Source organism: Kitasatospora sp. NBC_01287 (assembly GCF_026340565.1).
Taxonomy (GTDB): Bacteria; Actinomycetota; Actinomycetes; order Streptomycetales; family Streptomycetaceae; genus Kitasatospora.
The window spans coordinates 3,262,892-3,275,086 of record NZ_JAPEPB010000001.1 but is presented as its reverse complement, the minus strand read 5'-3'; the positions used below and the strand labels follow the sequence as shown (position 1 = coordinate 3,275,086).

Here is a 12,195-nt window from a genome sequence, read left to right as displayed (position 1 = left end):
AACCATGAGCCCCGGCACACCCACCCCGCAGACACGCGAGACGCGAGAAGAGATTCACACCATGGCGAACATCTCCGCCGCGGACGTCAAGAAGCTCCGTGAGCTCACCGGCGCCGGCATGATGGACTGCAAGAAGGCGCTGGACGAGGCTGAGGGCGACGTCGAGAAGGCCCTTGAGATCATCCGCATCAAGGGGCAGAAGGGCGTCGCGAAGCGCGAGGGCCGCACCGCCGAGAACGGCGCCGTGGTCGCCAAGATCGCTGCCGACGCGACCTCCGGTGTGCTGGTCGAGCTGAAGTGCGAGACCGACTTCGTCGCCAAGAGCGAGAAGTTCGTCGCGGTCGCCGACGCGATCGCCGCGCACCTCGCCGAGGCCGCCCCGGCCGACCTGGCGGCCGCGCTGGTCTCCGAGATCGAGGCCGGCAAGACCGTCCAGCAGTTCGTGGACGAGGCCAACGCGAACCTGGGCGAGAAGATCGTCCTGGACCGCTTCGCCCAGTTCTCCGGCGGCTACGTCGCGGTCTACCTGCACCGCACCTCTCCCGACCTCCCGCCGCAGGTCGGCGTCCTGGTCGAGCTCGACAAGGAGAACGCGGACGTCGCCAAGGACGTCGCGCAGCACATCGCCGCCTTCTCGCCGAAGTACCTCTCCCGCGAGGAGATCCCGGCCGAGGTGCTGGAGAGCGAGCGCCGCGTCGCCGAGGCCACCGCTCGCGAGGAGGGCAAGCCCGAGGCCGCCCTGCCGAAGATCGTCGAGGGTCGCGTCACCGGCTTCGTCAAGGAGTTCGCCGTCCTGGAGCAGGCCTTCGCGAAGGACAACAAGAAGTCCGTCGCCAAGGTGCTCGAGGAGAACGGCGTCGCGCTCAAGCGCTTCGCCCGCTTCCGCGTCGGCGCCTGACCCACGTTCACCTGGTTCCCACCTAAGGTGGGAACCGCCGCCGCAGCTGGAACCCAGTGAGTCGGCACCAGAACGACGAGGAGGCCATTGCCGTGCAGGAGACCGTACCGGTTCCCGCGGCAATGGCCTCCTCGCGTGTATGCGCGGGCGGGCCGGCCACCCGGCCGAGGCACCGCCCCGCGCAGCCGGGTCCGGGGGCCGCCCACCCCGGTCCGCGAGTCAGCAGGTGAAGAGCCTGTGAACCAGCAGGTGCAGAAGGAGAAGTCCATGCAGAAGACGCAGGAGTCCGCGCAGGACGGCGCCCGCCGTCGGGTCCTGCTCAAGCTGTCCGGTGAGGCGTTCGCCGGTGGAGGCGGCCTCGGTGTCGACCCCGACGTCGTCCACGCGATCGCCCGGGAGATCGCCACGGTGGTCCGCCAGGGCACCGAGGTCGCGATCGTCATCGGCGGGGGCAACTTCTTCCGCGGCGCCGAGCTGCAGCTCCGCGGCATGGACCGGGCCCGGTCCGACTACATGGGCATGCTCGGCACCGTGATGAACTGCCTGGCGCTGCAGGACTTCCTGATGAAGGAAGGCATCGAGACCCGGGTCCAGACCGCGATCACCATGGGCCAGGTCGCCGAGCCGTACCTGCCGCTGCGGGCGATCCGGCACCTGGAGAAGGGCCGTGTGGTCATCTTCGGCGCCGGTATGGGGATGCCGTACTTCTCCACCGACACCACCGCCGTGCAGCGCGCCCTGGAGATTCACGCCGAGGTGCTGCTGATGGGCAAGAACGGCGTCGACGGAGTGTACGACTCGGACCCCAAGACCAACCCGGACGCGGTGCGCTTCGATGCTCTGGAGTACTCCGAGGTGATCGCGCGCGACCTCAAGGTCGCCGACCTGACCGCGATCACCCTGTGCAAGGACAACAGCCTGCCGATCCTGGTCTTCGAGCTGCTCGCGGAGGGCAATATCGCCCGCGCGGTGAAGAGTGAGAAGATCGGCACACTCATCAGCCAGGATTCCGTCCGGGCCTGAGCAGCAATCAGCCGCGTGCCCCGGCACGCGGACCGTCAGTACGCCACGAGGCAACCGGACAGGGAGCAGACTGTGAGCACCGAAGAGATCCTCCTCGAAGCCGAGGAGAAGATGGAGAAGGCCGTCGGCGTCGCCAAGGACGACTTCGCCGCCATCCGTACCGGCCGGGCCCACCCGGCGATGTTCAACAAGATCGTCGCGGACTACTACGGCGCGATCACCCCGATCAACCAGCTCGCCTCGTTCTCGGTGCCCGAGCCGCGGATGGCCGTGATCACCCCGTTCGACAAGAGCGCGCTGCGCAACATCGAGCAGGCGATCCGCGACTCCGACCTGGGTGTCAACCCGTCCAACGACGGCTCCATCATCCGGGTGGTCCTCCCGCAGCTCACCGAGGAGCGCCGCAAGGAGTACATCAAGCAGGCCCGCGGCAAGGGGGAGGACGCCAAGATCTCGATCCGCGCGATCCGTCGCAAGGCCAAGGAGGCCTTCGACAAGCTGGTCAAGGACGGCGAGATCGGCGAGGACGAGGGGCGCCGCTCGGAGAAGGAGCTCGACGACGCCACCGCCAGGTACGTGGCGCAGGTCGACGAGCTGCTGAAGCACAAGGAAGCCGAGCTGCTCGAAGTCTGATGACCGACGCCCCCATGGCCCCTGGCGAGAGGGGCGTTGACCCGCAGGCCCCCGTGACACCGCTGGTGGAACGGGGGTCCCCACCCCCAGCGCAGGAGAGTCCGGTGGCCCAGCCCGAGCCGCAGCCCCGCAAGCAGCGCGGCGGCCGCAACCTCCCTGCCGCGATAGGGGTGGGCCTGGGCCTCGGGGTGGTGATCATCGTCTCGCTCTTCGTGGTCAAGGTGCTCTTCCTGGCCGTGGTGGTCGCCGCCGCCTCGGTCGGCAGCTGGGAGCTGACCAGCCGACTGGCCGAGCGCAAGGGGATCCAGGTCGCCCAGCTCCCGCTGCTGCTCGGCGGCGTGGCCATGCTGACGGCCGGTTACTGGATCGGCCCGCAGGGTGCGGCGGCCGCGTTGGCCCTCACCGCGCTGGCGCTGATGATCTGGCGGATGAGCCGGCCGCCGGAGAACTATCTGCGCGACATAACCGCGGGTGTCTTCACCGCCTTCTACGTGCCCTTCCTGGCGACCTTCGTCGCGCTGATGCTGGCCGCCCACGACGGTCCGCAGCGGATCGTGCTCTTCCTCGTGGTGACCATCTGCAGTGACACCGGTGCCTACGCGGTCGGCTACAAGTTCGGCCGCACCAAGCTGGCGCCGACGATCAGCCCCGGCAAGACCCGTGAGGGCCTGGCCGGCGGCATCGGGCTGTCGATGCTGGCCGGCGCGGTGCTGATGCAGTGGATCATCGATGACGGCCGCTGGTGGCAGGGCCTCATCCTGGGCGGCTGCGCGGCGCTGATCGCGACCCTCGGCGACCTGGCCGAGTCGATGATCAAGCGCGACCTGGGCATCAAGGACATGGGCACGCTGCTGCCCGGCCACGGCGGGATCATGGACCGGCTGGACTCGCTGCTGCCGACCGCCCCCGTGGTGTGGCTGCTGCTGGCGGCCTTCGTCGGCAGCTGACCCGCGGTCGGGGCGCATCCCTCGTCGAAACGGACCCCGGACGGCACGGCCGTCCGGGGTCCCGCGCATCTGCGACACTGGACGGACCATGCCTGCACCCGGAGAACTCACGTTTGTCGCGCCGCGCGGCGCCAAGCCCCCGCGACACCTCGCCGACCTCAGCCCCGCCGAGCGCAAGGATGCCGTCGCCGAGCTCGGCGAGCAGCCGTTCCGCGCCAAGCAGCTGGCCAACCACTACTTCGGCCGGCTCTCGAACGAGCCGGGCTCCTGGACGGACATCCCGGCCGCCAGCCGCGAGAAGCTGGTCGGCGCGCTGCTGCCCGAGCTGATGTCGGTGGTCCGGCACGTCTCCTGCGACAACGACACCACCCGCAAGACGCTCTGGAAGCTCTTCGACGGGACCCTGGTCGAGTCGGTGCTGATGCGCTACCCGGATCGGGTGACCATGTGCATCAGCTCGCAGGCCGGTTGCGGCATGAACTGCCCGTTCTGCGCCACCGGCCAGGCCGGGCTGACCCGCAACCTGTCCACGGGCGAGATCGTCGAGCAGATCGCGGCCGGGATCCGGGCGCTGAAGAGCGGCGAGATCCCCGGTGGCGAGGCGCGGCTGAGCAACGTGGTCTTCATGGGCATGGGCGAGCCGCTGGCCAACTACAACCGGGTGCTGGCCTCGATCCGCCGGCTGACCGACCCGGCGCCGGACGGCTTCGGCCTCTCCCAGCGCGGCGTCACGGTCTCCACCGTCGGCCTGGTGCCGGCCATGCACCGGTTCGCCGACGAGGGCCTGAGCTGCCGCCTCGCCCTGTCGCTGCACGCGCCGGACGACGAGCTGCGCGACGAGCTGGTCCCGGTCAACACCCGGTGGAAGGTCGCCGAGGTGCTGGAGGCCGCGTGGCACTACGCGGAGAAGTCCGGTCGGCGGATCTCCATCGAGTACGCGCTGATCAAGGACATCAACGACCAGGCCTGGCGGGCCGACCTGCTGGGCCGGCTGATCAAGAACCGTCGGGTGCACGTGAACCTGATCCCGCTGAACCCGACCCCGGGCTCCAAGTGGACGGCTTCCCGTCCCGAGGACGAGCGCGAGTTCGTCCGCCGGCTGGAGGCGCACGGCGTGCCGACCACGGTGCGTGACACCCGCGGTCAGGAGATCGACGGCGCCTGCGGGCAGCTCGCGGCCGCAGGCTGACCGTTCGAGCAGCAGGCCGGGCCGGCGCCGTTCAGGTGGTGCCGGTCAGGTCGCGCCCGAACTGGTCGTGCCCGTTCAGGTCAGCATCCCGGCGCCGAGCACGGCGGTCAACGCCCCGGTGGCCAGCACCACGCTGCCGGCGGCCGCCCAGCGCAGCATGGCGGCCCCGAGCAGCAGCCGGGGCGAGGCACCCAGCCGCGACAGCGCCGCGCCGCCCGGCCGCCGCAGGGCCCGCAGCTCGACCAGCCGGGCCAGTACCGCCGCCACCACGCACCCGGTGACCAGCACCGCCTCGGCGGCCGGCAGTGGCCCGGCGCCGTCGGCACCCGGCGCCACCCAGTGGCGCACCGAGGTCAGCACCACGGCCGTGGTGAAGGCCAGCACCGCCAGTGGGACGCCCAGCCGACGGGCCGCGCCGGTCAGCCCGCGCCCGGCCAGCAGCCGCCGTGGGCTGGGTCGGCCGACCGCCAGCAGCCACCCGGTGCCGGCCAGCAGCGGCCCGGTGAGCAGGCCCAGGCCCAGTGCGGCCGCCGCCCAGCCGCCGAGCAGCGCGGCGTTGGTGTGGCCGAGGTCCGCGGGCAGGTGCAGGGTCCGCGGGTCGTAGGCCGCGGCGGGGCGCAGCGCGTACAGCTCGGTGAGGATGCCGCCGGCCGCCAGCAGGGCGGCCAGTGTGGTGCGCAGCGGTCCGAAGCGGTGCAGCGGGTCCGGCTCCTCGCCGCCCGGCAGCGGATCGACCGCCCGGACCGCGAGGGCGGCGGCCAGACCGCCGGCCAGCGGCAGCAGGGTGAGCAGCGCCACCGGTGCGGCGAGCGGCAGTGGGACGCCCATGCCCAGCTCGGGTGCCAGGGCGGCCCCCGCGATGTTGTTGCGCAGCACCAGGAAGAGCAGCAGCGTCAGCAGCGCGCCCAGGGCGCAGGCGAGCGCGAGCTCACCGGCGATCAGCAGCCGGATCCGCACCGGCCCGGCCCCGGCGGCCGTCAACCCGGCCATCCGCTCGGGCCGCTGCACGGGCAGCGCGCGGGCGGCGACGGCCGCGAACCAGGCGATCGCCAGCAGCGGTGGCAGGCACCAGAGCAGGCGCTGCACCGTCGCGTGCGCGCCGGGCGGATCGCTCAGCGCGCGGCCCAGCGCCCGCAGCAGGAAGGCGGCCACCACGGCCGCGGCCGTGGCGGTGAGCAGCCAGCGGCCCAGGTCCAGAACCCGGTACCCCCTGACCAGGCGGAGATAGAACACCTGATAGTCCTTCGGTCCTTCGGAGCGCGGGGCTCAGCGGCGGCTGCTGTCCTGGGCGGGGCGGTGTCAGGGGCCGGCCACCGCGGCGGCCTCGTGCCGCACCGGGGTGGCGGGTGCCTGGGTGCGGCCGTCGACCAGGGCCACGGTGCGGTCCGCGTACTTGGCGAGCTCCGGGTCGTGGGTGGCCAGCACCAGGGTGAGCTGGTGGGAGCGGGCGGCGCTGGTCAGTATCCGCAGCACCTGGTCCTGGGCCTCGCGGTGCAGCGGGGCGGTCGGGTCGTCGGCGAAGACCACCCGGGGGAGCGGGGCCAGGGCCCGGGCCACCGCGATCCGTTGGCGCTGGCTCTGGATCAGCTCGGCCGGCCGGCGCTTGGCGCAGTCGGTCACGTCCAGCCGCTCCAGCCAGTCGTCGGCGGCGCCGTAGGCGGCCTTGTGACCGGTTCCGGCGAGCAGCAGCGGCAGCGCGACGTTCTCCCGGGCGGTCAGCTCGGGGACCAGCTGGGGCTGCGAGCCGACGAAGCCGAACCGGTCGCGGCGCAGCTTCTCCCGCCCGGCGCGGCTGAGCGTGTGCACCGGCGCGCTGTTGAACCAGACCTCGCCGGAGTCCACCGGCAGCAGCGCCGAGAGGCAGCCGATCAGGGTGCTCTTGCCGCTGCCGCGGCCGCCGGTGATGGCGAGCACCTCACCCTCCCGGACCGCGATCGACACCTCCCGCAGGGCCGGGGTGCCGCGGTGGGACTTGACGATCCCCCGGGCCCACAGCACGTCGTTGTCGGGCGGGGCCGCTGACATGGAATTCCTCCGCCGGTCCAAGAGGGCTCTGCACGGGTGCCGTCGAGGTGGCGCGGCGCGGTGCAGGGGAATGACAGTCGTCAGATTAGAACGACAAGGTCGCGTTGCGGTTGCGGCGCACGGGGCTGAGCTGGGGTAAACCCGGACGAACTATCAGCAGATCAGTCGGAAAAACACCGCGGGGCGGTCCCGCGCAGCCCTGAGGAGGAGACTGCGCGGAACCGCCCCGCGGTGCGAGGGTGGGTCGGAAAGCTCTCGGAGGACGCTCCGTCAGATCTTGGCCCACGCGTCGGTGAGGCTGGTCCGCAGGATCTGCTCGATCTCGTCGAAGGTCGACTGGTCGGAGATCAGCGGCGGCGCCAGCTGCACGACCGGGTCGCCACGGTCGTCGGCGCGGCAGTACAGGCCGTTGTCGAAGAGCGCCTTCGACAGGAAGCCGTAGAGCACGCGCTCCACCTCGTCGTCGTTGAACGACTCCTTGGTGTGCTTGTCCTTGACCAGCTCGATGCCGTAGAAGTACCCGTTGCCGCGCACGTCACCGACGATCGGCAGGTCGCGCAGCTTGTTCAGGGTGCCGAGGAAGCTCGCCTCGTTGTCGAGCACGTGCTGGTTGAGGCCCTCGCGCTCGAAGATGTCGAGGTTGGCCAGCGCCACCGCGGAGGAGACCGGGTGGCCACCGAAGGTGTAGCCGTGCAGGAAGGTGTTGTCGCCCTTGTAGAACGGCTCGGCCAGGCGGTCCGAGATGATCGTGGCGCCGATCGGGGAGTAGCCCGAGGTCATGCCCTTGGCGCAGGTGATCATGTCGGGCTGGTAGCCGAACTTGTCGGCGCCGAACATGGTGCCCAGGCGGCCGAAGGCGCAGATGACCTCGTCCGAGACGAGCAGCACGTCGTGGCGGTCGCAGATCTCGCGCAGCCGCTGGAAGTACCCGGGCGGCGGCGGGAAGCAGCCGCCGGCGTTCTGCACCGGCTCGACGAAGACGGCGGCGACGGTGTCGGCGCCCTCGTTGAGGATGGCCACCTCGATCTCGTCGGCGCACCAGCGGCCGTAGGCCTCCGGGTCGACCGTGCCGTCGGGGCCGGCCAGGAAGGCCGGGGCGCGGTAGATGTTGGTGTTCGGGGCCTTGTGGGTGCCCGGCACCAGCGGCTCGAACGGGGCCTTCAGGCCCGGCAGGCCGGTGATCGACAGGGCGCCCTGGGGGGTGCCGTGGTAGGCCACCGCACGGGAGATGACCTTGTACTTGGTGGGCTTGCCGGTCAGCTTGAAGTACTGCTTGGCGAGCTTCCAGGCGGTCTCGACGGCCTCGCCGCCACCGGTGGAGAAGAAGACCTTGTTCAGGTCGCCCGGCGCGTAGTTGGCCAGGCGCTCGGCCAGCTCGACGGCCTTGGGGTGGGCGTAGCTCCACACCGGGAAGAAGGCCAGCTCGGCTGCCTGCTTGGCGGCCACCTCGGCGAGCTCGCGACGGCCGTGGCCGGCGTTGACCACGAACAGGCCGGAGAGGCCGTCGAGGTACTTCTTGCCGTTGGTGTCCCAGATGTAGGTGCCCTCGCCCTTGACGATCGTCGGCACGGGGGCGTTCTCGTACGACGACATGCGGGTGAAGTGCATCCACAGGTGGTCGTAGGCGGTCTTCGAAAGGTCCTTCTGTGCCGGGTCGGCGGTCATCGGGTGCCCCAGGTGTAGGTCTGTTTCCGGAGCTTCAGGTAAACGAAGCTCTCGGTCCTCCGCACGCCGGGAAGCGCGCGGATTCGCTTGTTGATCATTTCGAGCAGGTGCTCGTCGTCCTCGCACACCAGCTCGGCCAGCAGGTCGAACGAGCCCGCGGTGCAGACCACGTAGTCGACCTCGTCCATGGCGGCCAGTGCGTCGGCGATCTGCTCGATGTCACCTTCGACGGTGATCCCGACCATGGCCTGCCGGGTGAATCCGACGGTCAGCGGGTCGGTGACGGCGACGATCTGCATCACGCCCTGGTCGAGCAGCTTCTGGACCCGCTGGCGGACGGCGGCCTCGGAGAGGCCGACTGCCTTGCCGATGGTCGCGTACGCGCGGCGGCCGTCCTCCTGCAGCTGCTCGATGATCGCCTTGGAGACGGAGTCGAGGGGAACGCTGCTGTTCCGGTCGCGGTTGGCCACGCCGCCACTGTGCCCGATCGGGGGCGGGTTCGCAAGTGTGTCCGCTACTGATTTCGTTGCTTCACTCAGAAAAGGGCGCGGATTTCATCGTGATCAGCGCACAGGCATGTCGATAACGGCAAGGTAGGAGCTACTCTGGCGAGGTCACGCGCGCGCGTCCCCCGGGGCGTACGCTCCCCACCAGTGGACCACCGAACCGGCCGACGGCCCACCCGACCCGGGCCGTCCGGCGCCCCGGGCGGCGTCGGACCGGATCACCCTCCGGCCCACTGGCACCGCCCCCCGACGGCTCGGCGCCATCGCACCGACCGCAACCCGAGGAGAGAGTCGTGAGCGACCTTCGTACGCTGCGCAACTACATCAACGGCCAGTTCGTCGACGCGGCCGACGGCCGCACCCTGCAGATCGTCGACCCGACCAGCGGCCAGGCGTACGCGACCTCCCCGCTGTCGGGCGCGGCCGACGTCGACGCCGCGATGGCCGCCGCCGCCAGCGCCTTCGAGACCTGGCGCGACGCCACGCCGTCGACCCGTCAGAAGGTGCTGCTCAAGATCGCCGACGCGGTCGAGGCGCGCGCCGACGAGCTGGTGGACGCCGAGTGTCGCAACACCGGCAAGCCCCGCGGGCTGACCAGGTCCGAGGAGATCGGCCCGATGGCCGACCAGATCCGCTTCTTCGCCGGTGCCGCCCGCCTGCTGGAGGGCAAGGCCGCAGGTGAGTACATGGACGGGATGACCTCGATCGTCCGCCGCGAGCCGGTCGGCGTCTGCGCCCAGGTCGCGCCGTGGAACTACCCGATGATGATGGCCGTCTGGAAGTTCGCCCCCGCGATCGCGGCCGGCAACACCGTCGTGCTCAAGCCCTCCGACACCACCCCCGCCTCCACGGTGCTGCTCGCCGAGATCATCGGCGGCATCCTGGCGGAGCTGGAGCTGCCGGCCGGCATCTTCAACGTGCTCTGCGGCGACCGCGAGACCGGCAAGCTGATGGTCGAGCACGCCACCCCGGCGATGGCCTCGATCACGGGCTCGGTCCGAGCCGGCATCCAGGTCGCCGAGTCGGCCTCCAAGGACGTCAAGCGGGTGCACCTGGAGCTCGGCGGCAAGGCCCCGGTGGTCGTCTTCGAGGACGCCGACATCGCCGAGGCGGTCGAGGGCATCTCGGTGGCCGGCTTCTTCAACGCCGGCCAGGACTGCACCGCCGCCACCCGCGTGCTGGTGCACGAGTCCATCCACGACGCCTTCGTCACCGCGCTGGCCAAGGCCGCCGCCGAGACCAAGACCGGCGGTGTGGACGACGAGGACGTGCTCTACGGCCCGCTGAACAACGCCAACCAGCTCGCCCAGGTCTCCGGCTTCATCGACCGCCTGCCCGCGCACGCCAAGGTCGAGGCCGGCGGCCACCGGGTCGGCGAGGTGGGCTACTTCTACGCCCCGACCGTCGTCTCCGGCCTGAACCAGGACGACGAGATCATCCAGAACGAGGTCTTCGGCCCGGTCATCACCGTGCAGCGGTTCACCGACGAGGAGCAGGCCGTCGGCTACGCCAACGGGGTGGAGTTCGCGCTCGCCTCCTCGGTGTGGACCAAGGACCACGCCCGTGCGATGCGGATGTCGCGCCGGCTGGACTTCGGCTGCGTCTGGATCAACACCCACATCCCGCTGGTCGCCGAGATGCCGCACGGCGGCTTCAAGAAGTCGGGCTACGGCAAGGACCTGTCCTCGTACGGTTTCGAGGACTACACCCGGATCAAGCACGTCATGACCGCGCTCTGATTGCGCCCTGACTGCGCCCTGATTCCGCGCTGACCGCGTTCTGATCGGGCGCCGACGTGCTCCGATCACGCGCTGAGCGCGGCCTCACCGGGCTCGACGGCCCCGGGGACCAACCCCGGGGCCATTTCCATGCTGTCGCCCTTCCCGTCGACCACCTGACAAGATGCCGCTCCACGCCGGCGGACGGGTTGCCTACGCTGACGGCATGAGCATCCCCACTGCCGATCCCGCCGCCGGGCTGGCCGTCAAGGCCGCCGACCGCGCGCACGTCTTCCACTCGTGGTCCGCCCAGGCCCTGATCGACCCCCTCGCGGTGGCCGGCGCCGAGGGCTCGTACTTCTGGGACTACGAGGGCAACCGCTACCTCGACTTCTCCTCCCAGCTGGTGAACACCAACATCGGCCACCAGCACCCCAAGGTCGTCGCCGCGATCCAGGAGCAGGCCGCCAAGCTCTGCACCCTGGCCCCCGGCTTCGCGGTCGAGTCACGCGGTGAGGCGGCCCGGCTGATCGCCGAGCGCACCCCCGGTGACCTGGACAAGGTCTTCTTCACCAACGGCGGCGCCGAAGCCGTGGAGAACGCGATCCGGATGGCCCGCCTGCACACCGGCCGGCAGAAGATCTTCTCCACCTACCGCTCGTACCACGGCGCCACCGGCCAGGCGATCGCCCTCACCGGCGACCCGCGCCGCTGGCCGAGCGAGACCGGCACCTCCGGCATCGTCCACTTCTGGGGCCCGCACCTGTACCGCTCGGCCTTCCACGCCGAGAACGAGGCGCAGGAGTGCGAGCGCGCGCTCGCCCACCTGGAGCAGACGATCGCCTTCGAGGGTCCGCAGACCGTCGCCGCGATCATCCTGGAGACCGTGGTCGGCACCGCCGGCATCCTGGTCCCGCCGCCCGGCTACCTGGCGGGCGTGCGGGAGATCTGCGACCGCTACGGGATCGTCTTCATCCTGGACGAGGTGATGGCCGGCTTCGGCCGGACCGGCGAGTGGTTCGCCGCGGACCACTGGGGCGTCGTCCCCGACCTGCTGACCTTCGCCAAGGGCGTCAACTCCGGCTACGTCCCGCTCGGCGGCGTGGCGATCGGCGCCGAGATCGCCGCCACCTTCGCCGAGCGGCCCTTCCCCGGCGGCCTCACCTACTCCGGCCACCCGCTGGCCTGCGCCTCGGCGGTCGCCACCATCAACGCGATGGCCGAGGAAGGCATCGTGGAGAACGCCAAGCTGATCGGTGAGACGGTGCTCGGCCCCGGGCTGCGCGAGCTCGCGGAGCGCCACCCCTCGATCGGCGACGTGCGCGGACTCGGCGTCTTCTGGGCGCTCGACCTGGTCCGCGACCGGACCACCCGTGAGCCGCTGGTCCCCTACAACGCGAGCGGCGCGGCCAACGCCCCGATGGCCGAACTGACCGCGGCCAGCAAGAAGGCCGGGCTGTGGCCGTTCATCAACATGAACCGCTTCCACGTGGTGCCCCCGTGCAACGTCACCGAGGCGGACGCCAAGGCCGGCCTCGCCCTGTTGGACGAGGTGCTCACCGTGGCCGACGCGCACGTGAAGTGACGACCC

Annotated in this window: 11 protein-coding genes; 7 read left to right on the top strand and 4 right to left on the bottom strand. The window is 70.8% G+C overall.

From position 1 onward, the window contains the following. The first annotated feature begins 61 nt into the window (after window positions 1-61). The 5 genes from tsf to rlmN all read left to right on the top strand — a co-directional run bounded on the left by tsf (window position 62) and on the right by rlmN (window position 4,690). The gene (gene tsf / locus OG455_RS13615; RefSeq protein ID WP_266293453.1) at window positions 62-898 is read left to right on the top strand and encodes a translation elongation factor Ts; all 837 of its coding nucleotides are present in this window, start codon (window positions 62-64) and stop codon (window positions 896-898) included. 267 nt (window positions 899-1,165) lie between these two features. Beyond that, window positions 1,166-1,921: a UMP kinase gene (gene pyrH / locus OG455_RS13610; RefSeq protein WP_266293451.1), complete on the top strand. Its 756-nt coding sequence runs from the start codon at window positions 1,166-1,168 to the stop codon at window positions 1,919-1,921. A 111-nt stretch (window positions 1,922-2,032) separates the two neighbouring features. Next, window positions 2,033-2,554, top strand: coding sequence for a ribosome recycling factor (gene frr, locus OG455_RS13605; RefSeq protein WP_266300765.1), 522 nt, complete (start codon window positions 2,033-2,035; stop codon window positions 2,552-2,554). 14 nt (window positions 2,555-2,568) lie between these two features. Next, window positions 2,569-3,501: a phosphatidate cytidylyltransferase gene (locus OG455_RS13600; protein ID WP_266300764.1), complete on the top strand. Its 933-nt coding sequence runs from the start codon at window positions 2,569-2,571 to the stop codon at window positions 3,499-3,501. Window positions 3,502-3,589: 88 nt separating this feature from the next. Continuing rightward, on the top strand, window positions 3,590-4,690 hold the full coding sequence (gene rlmN / locus OG455_RS13595) for a 23S rRNA (adenine(2503)-C(2))-methyltransferase RlmN (RefSeq protein WP_266293449.1): 1,101 nt from the start codon (window positions 3,590-3,592) through the stop codon (window positions 4,688-4,690). A 75-nt stretch (window positions 4,691-4,765) separates the two neighbouring features. Here the strand turns inward: rlmN and OG455_RS13590 are convergent, their stop codons facing one another. The 4 genes from OG455_RS13590 to OG455_RS13575 all read right to left on the bottom strand — a co-directional run bounded on the left by OG455_RS13590 (window position 4,766) and on the right by OG455_RS13575 (window position 8,850). Continuing rightward, window positions 4,766-5,923 (bottom strand): hypothetical protein, encoded by a 1,158-nt coding sequence (locus OG455_RS13590; RefSeq protein WP_266293447.1) that lies wholly within the window; start codon window positions 5,921-5,923, stop codon window positions 4,766-4,768. A 66-nt stretch (window positions 5,924-5,989) separates the two neighbouring features. Beyond that, the gene (locus OG455_RS13585) at window positions 5,990-6,715 is read right to left on the bottom strand and encodes an ABC transporter ATP-binding protein (RefSeq protein ID WP_266293445.1); all 726 of its coding nucleotides are present in this window, start codon (window positions 6,713-6,715) and stop codon (window positions 5,990-5,992) included. A 270-nt stretch (window positions 6,716-6,985) separates the two neighbouring features. Next, window positions 6,986-8,380, bottom strand: coding sequence for an aspartate aminotransferase family protein (locus tag OG455_RS13580; protein WP_266293443.1), 1,395 nt, complete (start codon window positions 8,378-8,380; stop codon window positions 6,986-6,988). After that, the gene (locus tag OG455_RS13575) at window positions 8,377-8,850 is read right to left on the bottom strand and encodes an Lrp/AsnC family transcriptional regulator (RefSeq protein WP_266293441.1); all 474 of its coding nucleotides are present in this window, start codon (window positions 8,848-8,850) and stop codon (window positions 8,377-8,379) included. Before OG455_RS13575 ends, OG455_RS13580 begins: the two co-directional genes overlap by 4 nt. A gap of 329 nt (window positions 8,851-9,179) precedes the next feature. Between OG455_RS13575 and OG455_RS13570 the strand changes: the two genes are divergently transcribed. Both OG455_RS13570 and OG455_RS13565 read left to right on the top strand, forming a co-directional pair. Next, on the top strand, window positions 9,180-10,625 hold the full coding sequence (locus tag OG455_RS13570) for a gamma-aminobutyraldehyde dehydrogenase (protein ID WP_266293439.1): 1,446 nt from the start codon (window positions 9,180-9,182) through the stop codon (window positions 10,623-10,625). Between the two features lie 205 nt (window positions 10,626-10,830). Continuing rightward, window positions 10,831-12,189, top strand: a complete 1,359-nt coding sequence (locus OG455_RS13565) for an aspartate aminotransferase family protein (RefSeq protein ID WP_266293437.1) — start codon at window positions 10,831-10,833, stop codon at window positions 12,187-12,189. Window positions 12,190-12,195: the final 6 nt, after the last annotated feature.